The 23,806-nt window shown below is 34.2% G+C and carries 16 protein-coding genes; 13 read left to right on the forward strand and 3 right to left on the reverse strand.

Annotated elements, in window-relative coordinates; all coding sequences use genetic code 11:
* Positions 1–4: 4 nt before the first annotated feature.
* The gene (locus BMX64_RS09635) at positions 5–604 is read right to left on the reverse strand and encodes a hypothetical protein (RefSeq protein ID WP_143056073.1); all 600 of its coding nucleotides are present in this window, start codon (positions 602–604) and stop codon (positions 5–7) included.
* 170 nt (positions 605–774) lie between these two features.
* A complete protein-coding gene (gene dnaK / locus BMX64_RS09640; protein WP_091170992.1) occupies positions 775–2,661 on the reverse strand; it encodes a molecular chaperone DnaK in 1,887 nt (628 codons plus the stop codon).
* Positions 2,662–3,097: 436 nt separating this feature from the next.
* On the opposite strand from dnaK, the gene BMX64_RS09645 reads away from it, so the two are divergent.
* The 3 genes from BMX64_RS09645 (at position 3,098) to BMX64_RS09655 (ending at position 7,485) form a co-directional block, all read left to right on the forward strand.
* The gene (locus BMX64_RS09645; RefSeq protein ID WP_091170997.1) at positions 3,098–4,669 is read left to right on the forward strand and encodes an SIR2 family protein; all 1,572 of its coding nucleotides are present in this window, start codon (positions 3,098–3,100) and stop codon (positions 4,667–4,669) included.
* Positions 4,670–4,857: 188 nt separating this feature from the next.
* Complete coding sequence (locus BMX64_RS09650; RefSeq protein ID WP_091171001.1) at positions 4,858–5,931, forward strand: ligand-binding sensor domain-containing protein; 1,074 nt, start codon at positions 4,858–4,860, stop codon at positions 5,929–5,931.
* Between the two features lie 39 nt (positions 5,932–5,970).
* Positions 5,971–7,485 (forward strand): serine hydrolase, encoded by a 1,515-nt coding sequence (locus tag BMX64_RS09655; RefSeq protein ID WP_244273276.1) that lies wholly within the window; start codon positions 5,971–5,973, stop codon positions 7,483–7,485.
* A 95-nt stretch (positions 7,486–7,580) separates the two neighbouring features.
* Here BMX64_RS09655 and BMX64_RS09660 read toward each other — a convergent pair whose 3' ends face one another.
* A complete protein-coding gene (locus tag BMX64_RS09660) occupies positions 7,581–7,961 on the reverse strand; it encodes a hypothetical protein (protein WP_143056074.1) in 381 nt (126 codons plus the stop codon).
* 261 nt (positions 7,962–8,222) lie between these two features.
* Here BMX64_RS09660 and BMX64_RS09665 point away from each other — a divergent pair, with 261 nt between their 5' ends.
* The 10 genes from BMX64_RS09665 to lgt all read left to right on the forward strand — a co-directional run bounded on the left by BMX64_RS09665 (position 8,223) and on the right by lgt (position 23,665).
* Positions 8,223–8,660: an acyl-CoA thioesterase gene (locus tag BMX64_RS09665; protein ID WP_091171170.1), complete on the forward strand. Its 438-nt coding sequence runs from the start codon at positions 8,223–8,225 to the stop codon at positions 8,658–8,660.
* Positions 8,661–8,664: 4 nt separating this feature from the next.
* Entirely contained in the window at positions 8,665–8,979 is a 315-nt protein-coding gene (locus BMX64_RS09670; protein ID WP_091171008.1) for a hypothetical protein, read from the forward strand.
* Between the two features lie 158 nt (positions 8,980–9,137).
* The gene (locus BMX64_RS09675) at positions 9,138–9,722 is read left to right on the forward strand and encodes a cytochrome b/b6 domain-containing protein (RefSeq protein ID WP_091171011.1); all 585 of its coding nucleotides are present in this window, start codon (positions 9,138–9,140) and stop codon (positions 9,720–9,722) included.
* A 107-nt stretch (positions 9,723–9,829) separates the two neighbouring features.
* A complete protein-coding gene (locus tag BMX64_RS09680; RefSeq protein ID WP_091171014.1) occupies positions 9,830–10,390 on the forward strand; it encodes a helix-turn-helix domain-containing protein in 561 nt (186 codons plus the stop codon).
* Positions 10,391–10,465: 75 nt separating this feature from the next.
* Entirely contained in the window at positions 10,466–11,596 is a 1,131-nt protein-coding gene (gene chrA, locus BMX64_RS09685) for a chromate efflux transporter (protein ID WP_091171018.1), read from the forward strand.
* A 117-nt stretch (positions 11,597–11,713) separates the two neighbouring features.
* Entirely contained in the window at positions 11,714–13,396 is a 1,683-nt protein-coding gene (locus BMX64_RS09690) for a Na/Pi cotransporter family protein (protein WP_091171021.1), read from the forward strand.
* 165 nt (positions 13,397–13,561) lie between these two features.
* The gene (locus tag BMX64_RS09695; protein ID WP_091171025.1) at positions 13,562–18,535 is read left to right on the forward strand and encodes a translocation/assembly module TamB domain-containing protein; all 4,974 of its coding nucleotides are present in this window, start codon (positions 13,562–13,564) and stop codon (positions 18,533–18,535) included.
* Between the two features lie 80 nt (positions 18,536–18,615).
* Positions 18,616–20,910, forward strand: a complete 2,295-nt coding sequence (gene tamL, locus BMX64_RS09700) for a translocation and assembly module lipoprotein TamL (RefSeq protein ID WP_091171028.1) — start codon at positions 18,616–18,618, stop codon at positions 20,908–20,910.
* A 262-nt stretch (positions 20,911–21,172) separates the two neighbouring features.
* Positions 21,173–22,600, forward strand: coding sequence for an L-serine ammonia-lyase (locus tag BMX64_RS09705; RefSeq protein WP_091171175.1), 1,428 nt, complete (start codon positions 21,173–21,175; stop codon positions 22,598–22,600).
* 234 nt (positions 22,601–22,834) lie between these two features.
* On the forward strand, positions 22,835–23,665 hold the full coding sequence (lgt, locus tag BMX64_RS09710) for a prolipoprotein diacylglyceryl transferase (RefSeq protein WP_091171032.1): 831 nt from the start codon (positions 22,835–22,837) through the stop codon (positions 23,663–23,665).
* Positions 23,666–23,806: the final 141 nt, after the last annotated feature.

A 23,806-nucleotide genomic window follows, 5' to 3' on the forward strand; every position in this document is an offset into this window, starting at 1 on the left:
CTTATTATTTTTTCTTAGATGGTCCGGCAGAAGCGAATACAAACTTTTTATCCGCAGGAACGTAAATCATTTTATTTTCCTTTGCTTTATTTTTCAATACCACATCTCCTGATTTGTTTACGATACATTCAAAACCTTCATTTCGAATTCGGTCTATTGTTTCAGAAACCGTTTGCTTGTCATCCAAAAAATGTATTTCAGTTATTTTTGTAGTTGTTTGTTCATTTGTCAGCACTTTTGTTTTAGAAGTTATGTCACAAATTACAGAAACGGTAGTCACTGCAGCCTCTGTTTTTAATTTGCTTTGCGCCGTCTTTTTTTCCTGCCACGTTATTTTATGCAAAGAAGTTCCTTTGGTCGTAAAGGGTTCAATTTTACATTCTAATGGCAACTTATCTACCTCAAAAATTTTCAATAAAATCGTGTCTTTTTTGGCTCCTTTATTCGTGATAAAAAAATAAAATTTATTCTTAATCATTTCCGCAGAAACATTATCTGATTTTGCAAAAACGGATGAAGCTGTTAATTTTTTGGCTTTGTTGCTCTGACTGAAAAGAGCCGTACAACAAAATGCCATAACAAGAAGTAATATTGTTTTTTTCATAATTGCTTTCGATTTCAAAGAGATTGAAAAGTACAATAATATTTGATACAAAATAGGCGCATCCATTTTAAAAAAAAAATAAATTCCATAAAAAAAACCGTTCACCAATGGCGAACGGTTTTCTAAATCAACAATAAAAACGGACAACAGTCCGTCTCTACGGGAAATTATTATTTTACTTCTTCGAATTCAACGTCTTCAACATTGTCTCCTTGAGCAGCATCCCCTTGAGGTTGTGCTTCACCTTGACCTTGTTCTCCTTGAGCATACATCGCTTCAGTTGCTTTTTTCCAAGCAGCGTTGATGTTGTCAAGAGCCGTTTGAATTGCAGGAATGTCTTGAGATTGGTGCGCCATTCTCAATTCAGTTAATGCATATTCTACAGCAACTTTGTTTTCATCAGATAATTTAGAACCTAATTCTTTCAATTGAGTTTCAGTTTGGAAGATCATTCCGTCAGCTTCGTTCAATTTTTCTGCTCTTTCTCTTAAAAGTTTGTCAGAATCAGCATTAGCTTCTGCATCTTTTTTCATTCTTTCGATTTCTTCAGCTGTTAATCCAGAAGAAGCTTCGATACGAATATCGTGAGATTTTCCAGTTCCTTTGTCAGTTGCCGAAACTTTGATGATACCATTAGCATCAATATCAAAAGTTACTTCAATTTGTGGAACACCTCTTGGAGCTGGTGGAATACCATCTAAATGGAAACGACCGATAGTTTTGTTGTCAACTGCCATAGCTCTGTCTCCTTGTAAAACGTGGATTTCAACTGTTGGTTGAGAATCTGCAGCTGTAGAGAAAACTTGAGATTTTTTAGTTGGAATAGTTGTGTTAGACTCAATTAATTTAGTCAAAACACCACCCATAGTTTCGATACCTAAAGATAAAGGTGTAACGTCAAGTAACAATACATCTTTTACATCTCCAGAAAGAACTCCACCTTGAATAGCTGCTCCAATTGCAACAACCTCATCAGGGTTAACTCCTTTAGACGCTTTTTTACCAAAGAATTTTTCAACCTCTTCAGCAATTCTTGGCATACGAGTAGAACCACCCACCAAGATAACTTCGTCAATATCAGAAACAGTTAAACCTGCATCTTTCAACGCTTTAGCAACTGGTGCCATAGAACGTTTTACTAATGAATCAGTTAATTTTTCAAATTGAGCTCTAGTTAATTTTTTAACTAAGTGTTTTGGTCCTGAAGCCGTAGCAGTTACGTATGGCAAGTTGATTTCAGTTTCAGCAGAAGAAGACAATTCAATTTTTGCTTTCTCAGCAGCTTCTTTCAAACGTTGCAATGACATTGGATCAAGACGTAAGTCAATACCTTCTTCAGCTTTAAATTCGTCAGCTAACCAGTCAATAATTTCGTGGTCAAAATCATCTCCACCTAAGTGAGTATCACCATTTGTAGACAATACTTCGAAAACTCCGTCTCCTAATTCAAGAACAGAAATATCAAATGTACCTCCACCTAAATCGTAAACAGCAATTTTTTGATCTTTACCTTTTTTATCCAAACCGTAAGCAAGTGCAGCTGCAGTTGGTTCGTTGATAATACGCATTACTTTAAGACCTGCAATTTCACCCGCTTCTTTCGTAGCTTGACGTTGTGCATCATTAAAGTAAGCTGGAACAGTAATAACTGCTTCAGTAACAGTTTGACCTAAATAGTCTTCAGCTGTTTTTTTCATTTTTTGAAGTGTCATAGCTGACAATTCCTGAGCTGTGTATAAACGACCATCAATATCCACACGTGGTGTATTGTTGTCCCCTTTTACTACTGAATAAGAAACTCTCTTTGCTTCAGCTGTAATTTCTGAAAAAGAGTGACCCATAAAACGTTTGATAGAAGCAATAGTCTTAGTTGGATTAGTTACCGCTTGTCTTTTAGCAGGATCTCCTACTTTAATTTCTCCACCTTCAACAAAAGCGATGATAGATGGTGTTGTTCTTTTTCCTTCTGCATTAGGAATAACAACTGCTTCATTACCTTCCATTACAGAAACACAAGAGTTGGTCGTACCTAAATCAATTCCGATTATTTTACCCATTTTTAATATATTTAATTTTATTGTATACTTGTTTTAATGACTCGAAGTCGATAAGTCAATCTTTGTGCCAATACAAAACCAACTATTAAATTGTCAGTTTATGTTAAAATTGGCGTAAAAAAATCTGACAAGATGACATTTCAGAGGGTTTGTCATTCTGGCGGAAGTCGGAATCTGGAGCTGATTCCCGCTATTCGCTGTATCTTTATGATCTTAAAGAAAGAACATAAAGGATGCCGCTACTATCGGGGCTAGGAAATCTGATTCCTAACTTCATTTGTTTCTATTCGATTACTTAAAAATTTCAATACCATTAATTCGTAATAAATAAACTACATTAGCAGAACATATACAATGATATTTGTAGCGATTATATACAAGTTGGTGGCAATTTTACCGAGCCATAAATAAATAAACACCTTATAAAACCTAAAATATGTTTGCAAATCAATTCAAACAACACATTTCAAAATTTTCAACTTCACCTTTCTTATTTGTTGGTTCAGGTTTTTCAAGGAGATATTTGGGACTTCCTACATGGGAATTATTACTCATGGAAATATGCAAAGATTTGAAACTGAATAAACCTTATAACTTTTATAAATCAAATGCTGACTCAAAACTACCAAAGGTTGCATCAATAATCGGTCAAGATTTCAATGAAATTTGGTGGTCCAGTCCAGAATTTGAAGAAAGTAGAACACACTTTGCCTCGCTTGCAGAAACAAAATTTTCTCCATTAAAATTTGAAGTTGCAAAAATGATTAATTCGAAAATTGAATTAGTGCAAAATGAAACGATTGATAAAGAATTAAAACTATTAAAAAAAATTAATATTGACGGAGTGATTACTACAAATTGGGATCAGTTACTAGAACGCACATTTCCCGATTTTAATAAATTCATTGGACAAGAGGAATTAATTTTTTCTGAATTATATTCTATTGGTGAAATTTATAAAATTCATGGTTGTTCATCAAAACCTAACTCTTTGGTAATAACAGAAGAAGATTATTTAAATTACGAAGAACGCAACGCATATCTTGCTGCAAAACTTTTAACTATTTTTATTGAAAATCCAATAATATTTATTGGTTACAGTTTAGATGATAAAAATATTCAATCAATTTTAAAATCTATAATAAAATGCTTAACCAAAGAAAAAGTTGAAAAGCTCAAAGATAGACTAATCTTTTGCCAGTGGAATCCTGAACCAATAGAACCAACGATAATTGATAGTACATTACTTATTTCAGATACTGTTATTCCAATTAAATTAATTATTTTACATGATTTCATAGATATATTTACTGTATTAGCGAATAATAAGAGGAAATTACCGATAAAAATTCTTCGTCAAATGAAAGGAATGGTCTATGATTTTGTAAAATCGAATACTTCGAAATCAAAAATTTATGTAACTGACAATTTAGAAGATATTGAAAAGTTACATAATGCAGAATTTGTTTATGGAGTTGGTTTAAAAGATAAATTTGCTGAAGTTGGAATAAAAGGTATTGAATTAAAAGATATTCTTACTGATACAATTAACTCTAGAGAATGGGATCCATCTAAAATATCGCAATTATGTTTGCCCTATTTAAATGGAAAATATATTCCTTATTTTAAGCATTTGAAAAATGCAGGTTTTTTAAACGAAAATGGAAAAATTGATGAAGATAACGAGATAACAGAATTTTCTCCTGGATTTATAAAAAAAGTTAATGAGGTTCAAATCGAAAGCTTTTATCCCTCTGCTAGCTATATTAGAAAAAAAGAAGAAATTAATATTACTTATCAATCTTTCAATGAATTAAAGGCAACCGCAAACCAGTTACATATTTTATTTTACACACCTTTGCTTTTAGTCGAAAAAATAAATTTAGAAGATTTAAAACAATATTTAGAAGAAAACATTGAACTCTTAAATAATAGTTCAATGGGAACACATTTTAGAAAATTAATTTGTCTTTACGATTACCTAACACATACAAACAACCATAGCTAACAGCCGTTTGGCAAAATTTGGGTTTTAGGCTTGATTTGAAGATGGTTTTGTACTTGGAAAATTTGTGCATAATGGAAAAAACTTTCAACTTTAATCCCAAACCTCTTGTAGCGCCAGAAAGTTAGCCGCCATTGCAGAGCGACACCCAAACCAACAAGTAGATAGAAATCTTAATGCCAATTTGAACAATGAAAAAATATTTCTCACAAGCCCGAGTTTTTACTTTTCTGATACTATTACTTTTTGGCTCAGCCTGTAACGGTCCAGCTAAAAAAGACGTACCAAAAGAAAAGGGAAATGAATCAAACATACTAGCTGTTGCACATCCTAAACTTATAAAAACCATAGGCTCGCCTAAATATGGCAATGTACAATCTGTGCTGCAGGACAAAGCCGGTAACCTTTGGTTTGGCACCACAGAAAATGGTCTTTATAAATATGACGGAAAAACCTTTACCCAATTTTTAGTAACCGATGGTCTAAACAGTAATAATATTAATACCATTTTAGAAGATAAAGATGGTAAAATTTGGATAGGTACTCCAGCGGGAGTTTGTCTTTACGATGGTAAAACATTTACTAAAATCCAGATTCCTTTACGAAAAAACCTGCCTCCCAACAAGTTTAGAAAAACGCAGGAGGTATTCAGTATAATGCAGGACAAAAGCGGAAAACTATGGTTCGCAACAATTGATGGTGTTTACATCTACGATGGCAAATCCTTTACTCCGTTTATAATTAATGAGGGCGGAGTTGGCTATATGAGCAGTAACAATAACGTGGAATATATTTTAGAAGATAAAGCTGGTAACATTTGGTTTGGTGGACGAGGTAATAAAGGTGTGTTTCGTTACGATGGAAAATCTATAACTAATCTTAAACCAAATGGCGACAATTGGGCTTGGCCCGCATTGCAAGACAAGAACGGAAATATTTGGTTCAGCAATTGGAGCGGTGCCTACCGGTATGATGGAAAATCATTTACAAGTTTTACAAAAAGCGATGGCTTGCCAAATGATCATTCGGTCATGCGAATTATAGAAGACAAAAACGGCAACATTTGGTTTGGTGGTGGCGGTGGCATTTGCCGTTACAATGGAAATTCTTTCACTTGTTTTACAAAAAAAGATGGACTAATCAATCAGGGAATTTGGGCAATTTTGGAAGATAAAACTGGAAATCTTTGGGTGGGTACGAGAGAAACAGGTCTCTACCTTTACGATGGAAAAACATTTATTAATTATTCGGAATATAAACACTAGCCTGTAACGGACAAACAAAATTTGCAACAACAGACAAAAATGAACAAAAAACAACATCAATCACTAAAACCAACAATCATCATGAAACAACGTTCCAAACATTTTGCAGTAAAAACAATCCTAATTGGTCTATTCATCCAGCTAATTACAATATCAGTTTCCTTTGGCCAAACCAAAGCAGAACAAATCGATAAATTGATGAATCTATATTCAGAATACGGGCAGTTTAACGGCTCCATTCTTGTCGCTGACGCAGGTAAAGTCATTTATAAAAAGGGATTTGGAATGGCAAATATGGAATGGAATATTCCGAACCAACCGGATACCAAACACCGATTGGGTTCTGTTACCAAACAGTTTACCGCTATGTTGATACTTCAATTAGTTGAGCAAGGAAAATTAAAGTTGGATGCTCCTATTACAACCTATCTTCCTGATTATCCTAAAGCATTAGGCGATAAAATCACTATTCATCATTTACTGACGCACACCGCTGGAATTCCTAATTACACTTCGTTTCCTAATTTCGTGAAAGATATAAGTATCAATCCGTACAGCCCGGAAGCATTTGTAAAAAAATTCGCTGACCTACCGCTGGAGTTTACGCCGGGTGAAAAATTTGCGTACAGCAATTCCGGTTATTTTTTATTGGGTTACATTATAGAGATAGTTTCCGGTAAAACCTATGAGAAGTTTTTGCAAGACAATATTCTTACACCACTCAAAATGAATAATACAGGATTCGATCACCATGAAACGATTCTGAAAAACAGAGCTTCCGGTTATGAGAAAAACGGTAAAAACTACAGCAATGCCAGTTACCTTGATTTGTCTATCCCCTACGCTGCCGGTTCTTTGTATTCCAATGTAGATGATTTGTATTTATGGGATCAAGCACTTTACACAGAACAGTTACTTTCGACAAAAAATAAAGAGCTGTTATTTAATTCCTATATTCCTGCAGGACCAGGACAATATGGTTATGGATGGTTTATCAATATGGCTTTCAATGGAGAAAAAAATGAGAGTATCATAGTTACTGAGCATGGCGGTGGAATAAATGGATTCAACACCTTGCTTTCCCGTATTCCGTCTGACAAAAATCTAGTGGTATTGTTAAATAATACTGGCGGGACCAACTTAAACGAGATGAATAAAGCAATTAGAAACATCCTATACAATAAACCGTACAGTTTGCCTAAAAAATCATTAGCAAATGCTTTCGTAGATGTTATTCTGGAAAAAGGAATTGCATCTGGAATCGAGTATTTCAAAGAAAATAAAAATTCAAATACCTATGCTGTCAACGAAAATGAAATGAATAGCGCAGGATATCAATTGTTACAAACCGGAAAAGTAAAAGAAGCAATAGAAGTTTTTAAACTAAATGTAGAAGCGTTTCCAAAATCAGGAAATGCCTACGATAGTTTGGGAGAAGCCTATTTGAAAAACGGAGATAAAAAACTGGCGATTATCAACTATAAAAAATCAGTGGAACTGGATCCAAATAATGTAAACGGGAAAAAAGTATTGGAAGAAATTTCAAAGTCCTAAATTAGTAGACCTGTTTAAAAAAAACCGCACGGATCATGTTTGATTTCAAAAACATGACCGTGCGGATAATAAACTCCTACTTGTGAGTTATGTGTCTAATTCACCCCCTTAGTTGACTTCCCAACGGTCAAATAAACATGCGTATTGGGATACAGGAATTCAATTTTAGTATTTTGCTTGTTTATCCGCATTGCTACTTGACCTTTCTCATTTTCTAAAGTATAGAACGTATAATTCCTATCGGGAGCAAAAATGCCCGAGTCTACAATTTTATATTTCATCTTTGTAGCTGTGAGAAAGAAAACCACAGTACGCTTTTGAGTGTCAAGAAACACAAAAGAGTATTCATTTCCTGCTACATTGCATTCGCCTTGTTTAAAAGGTTGCTCATCTATGCAATAGCGTTGCACATTAAATACTTGTTCTTGAGCATACATACAACCCGATAGCAACAACAGTAGAATTATTTTTTTCATACTCTTTGGTAATTTTATAAGATCCGGAATTGGACAATTCTTTTTCTTATGCAAAAGACACGCCACAATATTTTTTGAAGAAAAAGAAACCACAAAATCCCCAATTACTTTTGGTAGCATATCCTTAAAAAAGGATTAAAAAGGTTCGTGAGTTCCTTTTCATTCCACATATTATTCGTAGTTTTGACCGTAATAATGCGTACTAAATTTCTGTTAAAGCAATCCAAAAGAATAGCGCAAACAACTTTAAAAAAAATTACAATGACTTCATTTAGCAAAGAATTATCCTTTCGTTGGTCAGATCTTGACCCTAATTTTCATGTTCGACACAGTGCATATTATGACTTTGGTGCGCAACATCGTATCGAAATTCTGGAAAATCTTGGTTTAACCATAAAGGTTTTGCGTTCACAAAATTTTGGTCCTATATTGTTCCGAGAGGAATGTATTTTCAGAAAAGAAATACTGCTTTCGGATAAAATAGTTATGCATACCAAAATTTCTAAAATGAAACCCGATGCTTCGCGGTGGTCAATAGTCCACGAATTCCTAAATAACGAAAATAAACTTTGTGCCGTAATAACCGTGGATGGAGCCTGGATGGACACAAAACTACGCAAAATAGCCGACCCAACACCCGAAATAGCGATGGACGCTATTCGTAATTTTCCAAAAACTAATGATTTTCTAGAACTTTAAATTTATGAAACAATTTTTAAAAATTGCCAGCTGCTTACTAATTGTATTGGCGCTGGCTGTAAGTTGCAATCCGTTGCTAAACGCAAATACCACTGAATTCACCACCGGAAAAGTGCAGGAAATCGTTGTGGGCAAAGACGGCTATACCGCCAAAATAGCAACAACCGAAAATTCAATTTATCTGGTGACTATCAGTCGGGTCAATTTATTAGAACCAACACAATATAGACAGGTTTCAACTGGCGAAACTATACAAGTGAAAGGAGATATTTTTAAAATTTCAGGCGTTAATCATATGACCGTGCGAATACTGAAATAGCAAAGAACTATCTTTTCGTTGCACTGGAAGCCTTACGTATTTTTCCAAAGAGCGATGGCTTTTTAACTGCTAAAAAAAACCTCGGGATATTAGGAATCATTTTCGCATTTCAAATCAAATAAGAATCAAAAGCATAACGTTATTAGCATTCAAAAATCATGAAAAACAGAGAATACTCCGCCATTTACAGAATAATGCATTGGTCAATCGCCATTTGCATGACTTTATTGCTTGTCACGATTTTTCTACGTCTGACGTGGATGAATAAAAATAATGTTGCGCTAATTATTCAAGACTATTTAGCGACTACAGATCAAAAGTTGACACAAGACCAACTCATTACGCTTGCTAAAAAAATAAGAAAACCCATGTGGGACTGGCACATTTATATTGGTTATGCTTTGGTAGGTTTGTATAGCATTCGAATTGCGCTTCCATTTTTTGGACAAATGAAATTCTCTAATCCGTTCAATAAAGATTTGGGCATTAAAGAGAAATTTCAATATTGGACGTATTTAATTTTTTATGTTTGTGTCGCTATTTCGTTGATTACCGGTTTAATTATTGTTTTAGGTCCAAAAAATCTAAAGGAACCGATGGAAGAAATACACGTACTTTCTATTTACTATCTATTGACGTTTATCGTGATTCACTTGTCAGGCGTTTTCTTCTCTGAATTAACAACACAGCAAGGACTAATTTCCAGAATCGTAAGCGGACCAACAAAGAATAAAGAAAATTAGAAACAAAAAGCACTCTTTTTTGATTAACAATTATTCGGTTTTTATTTAATGTCAAACGATTTCGGATAAACGATTGAATCCAAAAATAATTAATGTAAAATTGGTCTATGAAAATATATGTCAAAAACATGGCTTGCGAAAGTTGTAAAATCTTTGTAAAAGAGGCTTTAGAAGAACTCGACATCGCTGCAATAAAAATAGATCTTGGCGAAATTGAAGTTAAAGAAGAGCTTACTACGACTGAAAAAAAGAAATTAAACAGTAAGATTAAAAAAGCAGGATTAGAATTATTAGAAAAAAAAGAAGGCATTCTGATTGAGAAAATCAGAAGTGTAATAATTGATTACGTGTATAATTCTGATGAAAAACCAGTCATCAAATTCTCTGTTTTGCTAAGCGAAAAATTAAATCACAGTTACACCTACTTAGCCAATTTTTTCTCTGAAATAGAAGCCAGTACAATTGAACAGTATGTGATTTCACTCAAAGTAGAACGTATAAAAGAACTTATCATTTTGGAAGAACACACCCTTTCAGCCATAGCTTTCAAGCTTCATTACAGCAGTGTTTCCCATTTGTCTAATCAGTTTAAAAAAGCAACCGGATTGACACCTACTCATTTTAAAAATTTAAAAGAAAAAAGAAGAATAACCATTCAAAACATTTAACAAAAGAACTTCCGTTTTATAAAACCGGATGCCTTTCATTCGTTGCCTTTCCTTTAACAAAAAAGATTCAGAAAAATGAATCCAAATTCCGAAATAAAAGAGCTTGCCAAACTATTCCTTAAGTTGGGACTTACCGCTTTTGGTGGTCCGGCGGCACACATTGCGATGATGCAGGAAGAAGTCGTCCAGAAGCGGAAATGGCTTTCAGAACAACATTTTTTAGATCTCATAGGTGCCACAAATTTAATTCCGGGACCCAACAGCACTGAAATGGCAATCCATATTGGCAATGAACGGGCTGGTTGGAAAGGTCTGATTGTAGCTGGCCTCTGTTTTATTCTGCCAGCGGTTTTCATCACCGGATTTTTTGCCTGGGGTTACAAACAATATGGACAATTACCGGAAATACAACCTTTTATTTATGGCATAAAGCCCGCGATTATAGCCGTGATTCTGGCTGCCGTTTATCCTTTGGCCAAGAAATCCCTGAAATCAATACTATTAGCCGGAATCGGAATTGCTGTCTTAATCCTGTCCTTACTTGACTTCAATGAAATCTATTTGATGTTTGGAGCCGGATTATTTGCCTTGTTCTGGTATTTCATCCGAAACCAAAGAATAAAAAATACGACTGTTTTTCTCCCCATAACCGTTCTACAAGTTTCAAGTACAACCGTTCTGACTGCAACCAACATGAATCTATTTTGGATTTTTTTTAAAATTGGCGCAATCCTTTATGGCAGCGGTTATGTACTTTTTGCCTTTCTTGATGCTGAACTGGTAGCCACCGGACTGCTAACCCGTCAACAATTAATCGATGCAATTGCCGTAGGACAATTTACGCCCGGTCCCGTTTTTTCATCGGTTACTTTTATTGGCTATCAAATTAATGGTTTATCCGGCGCCGTAGTTTCTACAATTGCAATTTTTCTGCCTTCCTTTATTTTTGTGGCACTTCTCAATCCATTAGTTAAGAAAATGAGAAACTCAAAACCTTTTTCGGCATTCCTCGATGCGGTAAATATTGCTTCGGTAGCCATTATAATTTCTGTATGTTACGTCATGGGAAAAGACACCGTTACGGATTGGCGTACGATTCTAATTGCAATAATAAGCCTCGCTATTACTTTTGGTTTCAAAAAAATAAATAGCGCATTTATCGTTTTAGGTGGCTCAATAATTGGATATGTTTTGACTCTTATTTAAAAAACAGAAGCGTTTCGCATTCCCAATAGTCCAATGCCTTTTCATCTTATTTGTATTACTGCATAGCGATTTTATTATTACTAATAAATTTAAGTATCTTTAGTGCTATTTATAACTATGGAGACGTTAAATTCAATACTAAAACTGGCTGCTGGCATTGGCTTATTCCTTTTTGCCATGTATCTGGTGGAGGAATCCCTAAAGAATCTTTCCGGCAGAAGTTTCAAACTATTTTTGCAGCGTATTACAAAAAATAATATCGGTGCTGTAGCTGGTGGAACAATCGTTACTGGTGTCCTTCAGAGCAGTTCCATGGTTTCATTGATGGTTTTAGCGTTTGTAGGTGCCGGTGTTTTTACGATGAAAAATGCCATGGCAGTTATTCTGGGTGCCAATCTAGGAACAACAATAGCCAGTTGGCTGGTTGCCACTCTTGGCTTTAAAACAGACATTGAAGTGATAGCTTATCCAGCCGTTTGTTTAGGTGGTTTTTTTCTTATTCTGCTTGGAAATCGTAAGAAAATCAAATACCTATCTTATTTTCTTCTCGGTTTTGGCTTAATGTTTATAGGACTTTCCTTCATGAAAACAGCAATGGAATCTCAGGCACAGTATTTTGATCTTTCGAAATATGCATCCATGCCAATGATTATTTTCCTGCTCATTGGCTTCTTAATTACGTTAATTGTTCAATCAAGTTCCGTAACCATGGCGCTGACATTGAGTGCACTCAACGCTGGAGCTATAGGTTTTCCAATGGCTGCCGCAATTGTGCTGGGTAGCGAAACCGGAACTATAATTAAGATTTTGGTAAGTGCCATAGGTGGAAATGCATCCAAAAAACGAGTGGCATTGGGTAATCTGTTATTCAACATCTTCATTACTGCCATTGCTTTTGCTTTGCTGAAACCCATTCTGCTACTGATCACTGATGTCATAAAAATTAAAGATCCACTCATTGGACTAGTCACGTTTTCGACTTTGATCAACTTACTGGCAATTGTATTGTTTCTGCCTGTTCTTGATATTTTTACTAAATTTTTAGAGCGTTTTTTTAAAAATACCGATAGTTCAGCTGCGGCATTTATAGGGCATGCTTCAATCGCTGAACCTGAGACGGCTTTAGATTTATTTCAAAGAGAAACAAAATATTTTATTCATAATTCGATGCTCTTTAATCTGGAATTATTCGCAATTAATACATTGTCTCTTATAGAAAATAGTGCTTTTAAGGACATTGATGAGGAAAAAAAATTCTACTCAAAAACTGAAGAAGAAAAATATCAATTTCTCAAACAATTGCAAGGCGAGATTCATGCCTTTTATTTGAAACTGAGAACAAAATTACAAGATGAAGAGCAAGTAGAACTCAACCAAATGATTTCAGCTGTACGAAGTTCTATGCATGCCGTAAAAAGTGTCAAAGACATTGGAACTAACATTATGGATCTCAGAAATTCCTCAAAAGACATTAAATATAATTTTTTTATGCACCACAAAAAAGAAACTGAAAATTTATACCTTCAACTGAATGCTTTCCTGCTGCAAGATAAAAAAGCAAACTTTGAAGAACTGCAAAATATATTTAATTCCATTCAGAACAACTATAGTTCCGCTCTGAATAATTTTTACACTGAAGCCCAACAAACAGCAATAGAAGATATTGATATTACAACTGTAATTAACTTTAATCGAGAACTTTTCACTTCAAATAAAGCAATGCTTATGGCCGTTAAAGAAATTGTATTGGATGAAAAACTAGCCGAGAATTTCAATGAAATCCCTACGTATAAAACATAAATTAAGCATTCAAAACAGCAATTGCAATCCAAAAATTTTACAACACTATTTTAAAATTTTGTAAAATATTTCATTAAAAAAATCAAACCTTTGTTGCAAATTCTGTTTGGGAGTAAATTGCAATTTTGATTTAAATTGGTTATTTTTAACCAAAAAATACATCATTTGAAAAAATATTTAAAGAAAAGTTTACACGTTTTCCTTTGGATAATGGGATCACTACTCCTATTGTTCCTAATATTACTTGTGGCTATTCAAATTCCCTCCGTTCAGAATTATGCCAAAAATAAAGCAGTAACGTATCTGGAAGGGAAAATCAAAACCAAAGTGAGGGTTGATAGTCTTGCAATTGAGTTTCCTAAAAAAGTAATTCTTAAAGGCGTTTATTTTGAAGACCAAAAAAAAGACACTCTTTTTGCGGGTGAAAAGTTGGCTGCCGATATCAGTTTGTTTCAATTGATAAACAATAAAGTCGAAATCAATTCCTTAGAATTAGTAGGGATTTCAGCTAATTTAAATAGAGATTCCAAAGCTATTTTTAATTTTGATTACATCATAAAAGCCTTTGCTTCGCCAGAAAAACAAATGAGTGATTCGCCACCCATGCAGTTTTCTGTAGAAGAAATAATGCTCGACCGCATCCAGTTTAAGTATACTGATGCCGTTACAAAAAATGATATTTATGCCAATCTAAAGCATTTTGAAACGAAAATTAAAACTTTCGATTTAAATGAAATGAACTTTGAAATTCCAAAAGCAAAAATCAATGGATTAAAGTTCAAATTAAAGCAAGGTTTGGTTCAAATATCCAATGCGACTAAAGTGGCAGCAATAAAAAATGAACCGGAATCTATCTTAAAATTAAAATTAGGTGAAATTGATTTAGCAAAAATTGATTTCGATTATAAAAGTGAGGAAACTAAACTTTCCACAAATTTTTATTTAAAAAAACTGCTCGCCAAAATTGATAAAATTGACCTTAACAATCAATTCGCAATTATAGAAAGTCTTGATTTAACGGGTGTAGAAGGTGCTTTGACTTTTGACAAATTAGATAAAATCAGACCTAAAAGAGAAGCTGTAAATACCGAATCGAACAATTGGGATGTCAAAATAAAGAAAACGGAATTCAAACGGATAAATTTCCGTTATGACAATAATACTATTGCAACAGTTCAAAAAGGAATCGATTACAACCATTTGAATATTACCAATTTAAATTTGCAAGTAGATTTGTTGAATTACAATCCCGAAAACATTTCAGGAATTGCCAATTCATTAACCGTTAAAGACAAAAGCGGCTTGAACATTCAGTCCTTTAATGCGGAATTTTTCTACGGTAAAAAGAATGCTTTTCTTAAAAAATTATATTTAAAAACACCTCAAACAGAACTGAAAGATGAAATTAGAATTGGATATCCTTCCATAGCATCTTTAGCCAAAAATCCGGGAGAATTAGGACTTATTGCTAATTTGAAAAAAAGTAAATTGGGAATTAAAGATATTATGCTTTTTGCTCCAACGCTAGTCAATGTAAACCCGTTTATGAGCAATCCAAATGCGATCTTGCTGGTTAATGGAACTGTAAAAGGAAAATTAAAAAACATTGAATTCCCAAGTATAGAAATCAGCGGTATTGGAACTACAAAAGTAGCAGCAAGCGGCAGAATCATAGGTTTACCAGATGTAAACAAAGCTTATTTTGATTTGAATATTAAAGATTTACAATCTGGTTCGAAAGATTTGGTTGGCTTTTTGCCCAAAGGGACCATTCCTAATTCGATTCAGTTGCCGTCAAAATTCAGCGCCAAAGGATTTTTTAAAGGAACCATTGCTAATTTCAATACTAATCTGAATATCGCAAGTAGTTTTGGAAATGCAAAAATCAAAGCTACATTCGACCAAAGCAGAAAAAATTACGAGAAATACGATGCCCAAACGGAACTTACTAATTTTGATTTAGGGAAATTTATCAAAAACGACTCCATTGGAAAAGTAACTTTAAAAGCCAACATAAAAGGAACTGGATTTGATCCAAAAACGGCAACCGCATCATTAAATGGAACTATTCTAAAAGCGTATTATAATAAATATACGTACCAAAATGTAGCTCTAAAAGGAACTATTCGCAACGGAAATTTCAATGCAACTGCTTTGGCAAAAGATCCTAATCTGACTTTTGACTTGGTGAGCAGTGGCAGTTTTAAAGACAAATATCCTACCGGAAAACTAAAACTGAATGTGGATATCGCTGATTTGGAAAAACTGAATCTTCACGCTGGCCCATTGAAAATAAGAGGCGTTGTAGATGCTGATATTCAATCGGCAAATCTCGATTACCTCAACGGAACGGTATATGCGCACAACATTACCATCGTAAATGCTAAAGAAGAATTTGTAATTGATTCCATTAGTGCAGTGGCAACATCTACTTCTGAAAAGAATACATTCGTGTTGAAATCTCCGTTTTTGGATGTGGATGCCAATGGAAAATACAAGTTATCAAAAATAGCGACTGCTTTGTCAAATTCTATTTCCAAGTATTATGACAGCAATCCAAGTTCCCGAAAAACAGTCGTTGAGAAACAAGAATTTGTTTTTAAAATTGGCGTAAAAGACAGTCCAATTCTATTAAAACTGATTCCTGAATTGAAAAGTCTGGAACCTATTAATATACAAGGAAGATACAACTCTGTTAACGATTCTATTGTTCTGAATGGTACAATTCCAAAATTAATTTATGGCGAAAACATCATTACAAACGCTGTTCTCAAAGTAGACACCAAAGACAATTCCCTTGTTTACAGCTTTATAGTTGATGACATCCAAAATAAACAAATTCAATTGCCCCACACCAGCATTTCTGGCAAAGTGCAAAATAATATTGTGAATTATACAGTGCAATTAAAGGATTCAAAAGACAAAGAAAGATACTTAATTGCAGGAACATTAAAAGCTACCAACGGAAACAACGATATCAATCTTGATCCAAATAATTTGTTGCTGAACTATGAATCTTGGAAAATAACACAAGATAATTTAATTCGCTTTGGCAAAAAAGGAATTTATGCTGATAATTTCGAATTGAGTAAAGACGGAAGTAAAATCCTTATACAATCACAATCTCAGGGAGCAAATGCACCAATGGCAATTGATTTCAAAGATTTTGACATAAAAACTATTACCAGTATTGTTGAAAAAGATGATTTGCAAATGAGTGGTAAAATCAATGGAAACGCATTGGTCAAAAATATAAGTACCACTCCTCTTTTTACTTCAGATTTGAATATTGAAAATTTTACTTTCAAAAAAGATACAATCGGAAACATCAGTATCAAAGTAAATAATGCGATTGCGAGTCAATATGATGCCGTAATTGCCATTACAGGTCAGGGAAATCAAGTCAATTTAGAAGGGAATTACAAGACGAGTGACAGCAGTTTTGACATGAATCTCGACATTGATAAATTGAACTTAAAAAGTATTCAGGGTTTCACTTTGGATAACATTACTGAAAGCACGGGATTCTTGACAGGGAATTTTAAAATAACAGGAAATACGACCCAACCCAAAGTAGTTGGCGAATTACAGTTCAATGAAATTGGTTTCAAAGTGAAGCAGCTTAATGCAAAATTCAAGTCTTTAAACGATAAAATTGTATTTACGCCAAATGCTATTCTTTTTGACAATTTTATTATAAAAGATGAAAAAGACAATGATTTAGCCATCAACGGAAAGATTGACAGTGCTAATTTTAGTAATTTTGGTTTTGATTTAGCCATCGATGCTGATAATTTCAAAGCCGTCAATTCTAAAGCAAAAGACAATGATTTGTATTATGGTGAATTGTACTTGGACAATCATTTGCAACTATCCGGAAATTTAGACAATCCTATTGTAGAAGGAAATATCAAAATTAATAAAGACACTAAGTTCACTATTGTTTTACCACAATCAGATCCGTCAATTACTGATAGAGAAGGAATTGTAGAATTCATTGACCAAGACAATCCAAAATTAGTCGAGACCATCGTCATGGACGAATTGAATAGTGAAATGGACATCAAAGGAATCAATGCTTCGGTAAATATTGAGATTGATAAAGACGCCGAATTATCATTGGTTATTGATAAAGCTAACGGGGATTTCCTAAAATTAAAAGGAGAAGCGCAATTAAACGGCGGTATTGATCCATCAGGAAAAACGACTTTGACCGGAAGATATGAATTATCTGAAGGGAGCTATGAAATGAATTTTAATGCGATCAAAAGAAAATTCGACATCAAAAAAGGAAGTTATATCCTGTGGACTGGAGAGCCTACAACTGCTGATGTTAATGTTACCGCGATTTATAAAACAGAAGCCGCGCCAATTGACTTAGTTAATGACCAATTAGGAGATGTAACTGCCGAAGTGAGAAATACCTACAAACAAAAGCTTCCTTTTGAAACTGTATTGAAAATGACTGGCGAATTAATGAAACCAACCATTGCTTTTGATATTGTTATGCCTGATGGGAATAATAGCGTTTCAACAGAAATTATCAACGCTACGCAAGCAAAATTAACCCAATTGCGTCAGCAACCGGATGAATTGAACAAACAGGTTTTTGCTTTACTGCTGTTGAATCGTTTTATTGGAGAAAACCCATTTGCCAGTGAAACCGGAGGAACAAGCGTTTCGTCACTAGCAAGAGAAAGTGCCAGTAAAATTTTGTCGCAACAACTTAATAATTTAGCGGGTGATTTAATTGAAGGGGTAGAACTGAATTTTGATTTGAATACTTCGGATGATTATACCACTGGTCAACGAGAAAATAAAACCGATTTGAGCGTAGGAATTTCAAAGAAATTATTGAATGACCGATTGAAAGTAACTGTAGGAAGCAGCTTTGGAATTGAAGGTCCGCAACAAGTGAATCAAAATGCTAATAATATTGCAGGCGATGTTTCACTAGATTACCAACTATCAAAAGATGGAAGGTATAAAATGAGGGTATACCGAGTGAACAAATACCAAGTGGCACTGCAAGGTGAAGTGGTTGAAACCGGAATCGCTTTCATCATTACTTTGGATTACAACAAATTCAGTGAATTGTTTCGCAAAAGTGAAGCAAAAAAAGCAAAGCAAAAAAATTAATAAAAGTTTTTGAACCATTAAGAAATTAGAACAATTTATTTTTTCTTAATGGTTTAATTTTTTAATAAATACTAAAATTGATGAACAAGAGCCATTTACTATATTTTATTTTTTTAGGATTGTTCATTTCCTCGTGCAGCAATACCAGATTTTTGCCTGAAGGAGAACTGTTGTACACTGGTGCAAAAGTAACCGTAGAAGGAAAAGAAGTCTCTAAAAAAGAAAAAAAGGCATTAAAAACGGAATTAAAAGAAGTGGTTAGACCAAAACCTAATTCCTCGATTTTGGGATTAAGACCTAAACTATATATTTACAATCTGGCTGGGACGCCAAAGAAAGAAAAAGGATGGCGCTACTGGTTGAGAACTAAAGTCGGTGAAGCACCCGTTTTATACAGTCAAGTTGACTTAGAATACAACAAAAGTGTTTTGCAAAATTTTGCTGAAAACAGTGGCTATTTCAACACAAAAACATCGGCAGATTCAACCCGACATGGAAAAAAAGCAACCGCAGAATATAATGTAAAACCCGGAAAACAATATAAAATTAAAGAAGTAAAATTCCCTACGGATTCTTCCATAATTTCGACTGCAGTTCGCAATACCAGACGTAGAAGTTTGCTAAAAAAAGAAGAAGGCTACAGTCTTGATGTCATCAAAGAAGAAAGAATTCGCATCGACGCCAGACTGAAGGAAAAAGGATTCTTCTATTTTAATCCGGATTATCTTAAAGTACAAGTGGACACAACTGTTGCAGATCATCAGGTGGATCTTATTGTAAAAGTAAAAGAGGAAGCTCCAAAACTGGCAGAGACGCCCTATAAAATTAATAAAATAATCGTTTACCCAAACTATTCTATTGGCGCTGACAGTGTGAAAACCAATATGGATTCCATCAAAAAATACAATGATTTAACCATTATAGACCAAGAGAATTTATTTAAACCACGAATTTTTGATCGAGCGCTATATTTCAAAAAGGAAGATTTATACAACCGTACCGATCATAATTTGTCCTTGAATAGATTGGTAAATCTGGGAACTTTCAAATTCGTGAAAAATCAATTCAGGGTTTCTGATACTACAGGAAATTATCTTGATGCGTATTATTATTTGACGCCATTACCCAAAAAATCGATTCGTATGGAAGTATTGGCAAAAACCAATTCTGCCAATTACACCGGAACCGAACTGAATGTAAACTGGAGCAATAGAAATGCATTTAGAGGAGCTGAATTGCTAACTATTTCTGCTTTTGGAGGTGTTGAGGTACAAGTTTCCGGGCAAAATAATGGATTTAACGTATACCGCATTGGAACCGAAGCAAATTTAGTTTGGCCAAGATTAGTAGCGCCTTTTAAACTAAATTCTCCAAGTGGTTTTGTTCCAAAAACGAAGGCAACATTAGGATATGAGTTCCAAAACAGAACCAAATTATATTCACTCCAAACCTTCAAAGGTTCGTTTGGTTATTTATGGAAAGAAAATGAACGAAAAGAGCATTTATTCAATGTTACTGAGATTACGTATGCCAGTCCGCAAAATGTAACGCCGTTGTATCAAGAGCAAATTCTGGCCAATAAATCTTTAGAAAAGGTGATTGAAAAGCAATTAATATTTGGACCAACCTACTCCTACACCTATACTAATACTTTAGAGAGAAGAAAGAAAAACACATTCTACTATAAAGGAACCATCGATTTAGCAGGAACCATTGCCGGATTAACTTCTGGAGCAAATATTCAAAAAGGAGATACCATTAAATTATTTGATGTTCCGTTTAGCCAATTTATAAAAATAGAAAACGATTTCAGACATTATTATAAATTAGGCCCCGATTCCCAACTGGCCAGCCGAATTATTGTAGGTGCCGGATTTGCTTACGGAAACTCAGCTGAAATGCCATTTATCAAGCAGTTTTTTATTGGTGGGACTAATAGTTTAAGAGCCTTTCGTGCACGTTCCATTGGCCCTGGAAGTTTTGATAGTGCTTCTGCAAATACCAATACTTTTTTACCAGATCAATCAGGAGATTTCAAACTGGAATTCAATACTGAATACCGTGCAAAAATATATGGTTTAGTAAAAGGCGCTTTATTCCTGGATGCAGGAAATATATGGTTACTAAAAGAAAATACCGATAAACCCGGTGCAAAATTATCAAAAAAATTCCTGAATGAAATTGCCGTTGGAGCCGGAGCCGGATTACGTTTCGATTTCTCATTTCTGATTCTGAGAACAGATCTCGCCTTCCCAGTCCGGAAACCGTATTTGCCCGATGGCGACCGTTGGGTATTAGATCAAATCAATTTTGGAAGCGGTTCTTGGCGCAAAGAAAATTTGATTTTCAACTTGGCCATTGGTTATCCTTTTTAAAAAAAACAATCTATCATAAAAACTAAACAAGTTTTTACAAAAAAATACCCTTAAAGAACTATAGCCCCGAACGCACGAATTTTTTAATTAGAATCGTGTCTTCGGGGCTAAAATTTACTTTTCTAAACCATCCATAATTCCATTTTTAGTTCACTGAAACAACAGCGATACATTTTTAGAAAAACCTATTTAATAATCTAATTTCAATCGGTATCATAGCAACATTCTATTATATTTGCAGATAAAAAAATTTACGATGAACATGGAGGAATGTATCTCAGTTTTTGACATGCTAAAAATTGGTGTTGGACCATCGAGTTCTCATACACTTGGCCCTTGGAGAGCAGCAGAACGCTTTCTGGGTGAATTACGAAACGAAAATTTTATTCATACTGTAAGCAGGGTAAAAATAGATTTATACGGTTCTCTTTCCTTAACCGGAAAAGGACATGCCACAGATTTAGCCGTAATGCTGGGTTTAAGTGGGCAAGATCCGGAATACATTCCTGTCGAAAATATTGATGTAATTATCAAATCCATTGAATCTAAAAACGAAATTAATTTAGGGAACGAAAAAATAATTCCTTTTTATTTCCTACAAGACATCGTTTTCAATAAAAACTTTCTTCCTTTTCATGCCAATGGAATGACTTTTACGGCGTATATGACGGATGACAGCGAATACGTTTCCACCTTTTATTCTATTGGTGGCGGATTTGTGGTCAAAGAAGAACGCATCAACGCCAAAAAGAAAATTCAGATAAAATGTGCTTTTCCTTATCCGATTGAAAAAGCAGCAGAGCTATTGGATTATTGCAAAAAAGAAAACAAATCCATATCAGAAATCGTTTATGAAAACGAAAAATCGATGCGTACTGAAGTCGTTATCGATCATGAATTGATACGCATTTGGAAGACAATGCTCGAATGCATGTACATAGGTTGCCATTCCGAAGGGATTCTTCCCGGCGGATTAAACGTGCGCCGACGTGCTTTTGATATGCACCAAAACCTCATCGGTTTAGCCAATTATGATTCGCCACAAACCTGGCTCGAAGAAATCAGGAAAACAGAAGTGAAATTTCGCCAAATCCTGAAATGGGTTTCCTGTTTTGCCCTTGCGGTAAATGAAGTAAACGCTGCTTTAGGACGTGTGGTTACTGCTCCTACGAACGGAAGTGCGGGTGTAATTCCTGCCGTTTTGATGTATTATTTAGTAATTGAAAACCACAATGCCGGAGAAAAAGAAATCAAACAATTCCTGATGGTTGCCGGAGAAATAGGAAGTATTTTCAAGAAAGGTTCTACAATATCCGCAGCAATGGGTGGTTGTCAGGCAGAAATAGGCGTTTCATCCTCGATGGCTGCTGCCGCTTTATGCGAATTGATGGGCGGAACTCCCGAACAGGTTTTAATGGCTGCCGAAATTGCTATGGAACATCACTTGGGATTGACCTGTGATCCTATTGCCGGCCTAGTTCAGATTCCGTGTATTGAAAGAAATACGATGGGCGCCATAAAAGCAATTAATGCTGCTGAACTAGCCCTAGAAACTGACCCAAAAAACGCAAAAGTACCTTTGGACAAAGTGGTAGACACGATGTGGCAAACTGCCAAAGACATGAACAACAAGTACAAAGAAACCTCTGAAGGTGGATTAGCCATTGCCGTGAATATGGCGGATTGTTAAATCTATTTATTTTAAAATCGCTGTTTTTGTAGGGATAAAACGATATATTTGGTTTAATAAAAATCTTTTTTATTAAAAATAAAATTGATAATACCAAAAAGCGAGATGCTTTTTCGTGTGTTTTTTAAGATGTAAAAAAATTATAATTCAATAGATTAGTTGAATTTAAAATTTTTGACCAAACCTGTGTTTATCAATTATGTGCTATACTATCAAAAATCGTAAATAGAAAAAATGAATACAATAATTAATTGGAATGTTGACTCTGAGATTTTTTGGATCACTAATAGTTTTCCTGTAAAATATTACGGTTTATTTTTTGCCTGTGGATTACTTTTAGGATTTTATATTGTTAAACGCATTTATATTAAAGAAGATATCCCTGTTCAAGATTTAGACAACCTTTTAGTCTATATTGTATTTGGAACTCTTTTAGGCGCAAGACTTGGACATTGCTTTTTTTATGAGCCTGCTTATTTCTTAAAAAACCCAATAGAAATACTTTTACCAATCAAAAAAGTTGGCGAAACATATAAATTTATTGGATACGCTGGTTTAGCAAGTCACGGAGGAACAATTGGAGTGTTTTTTGCAATACTAATGTATTGCAAAAAGTTCAAAGTAAATATGCTATGGATTTTGGACAGAATTGCAATTGGAGTTCCAGTAACAGCCGCATTTATAAGATTTGGAAATTTTATGAATTCTGAAATCTATGGAAAACCAACAAATGGAAATTGGGGTGTAATTTTTCAAAAAGATGATTTTATTCCTAGACATCCAACGCAACTCTACGAAGCGTTTTCCTACTTATTAATTTTTACAATTCTATTTATAATTTACAAATCAAAAATTGCAGCAAAAAATAATGGAATACTATTTGGCATTTTTCTAACATTATTGTTTTTAGCGCGATTTATAATTGAATTCTTTAAAGAAAATCAAGTCGATTTTGAAAATGGAATGACATTGAATATGGGTCAAATGTTAAGTATTCCATTTATATTAATTGGATTGATGATTATCATATGGAAATCAAGTACAGCACACAAGGATTTTGCATGATTGCGGTTTAGGTCTGAAAATTAAAAATGACATTGATTTATTGGTAACAAATTATTTTCCGAGTTTTGAACCAAACTTTGCTAAATATTAGAAATAGTTCTTTTATTTACATAACCTAAATTTAAAATACATACACTCTAA

This window comes from Flavobacterium sinopsychrotolerans (assembly GCF_900110375.1).
GTDB classification, from domain to species: domain Bacteria; phylum Bacteroidota; class Bacteroidia; order Flavobacteriales; family Flavobacteriaceae; genus Flavobacterium; species Flavobacterium sinopsychrotolerans.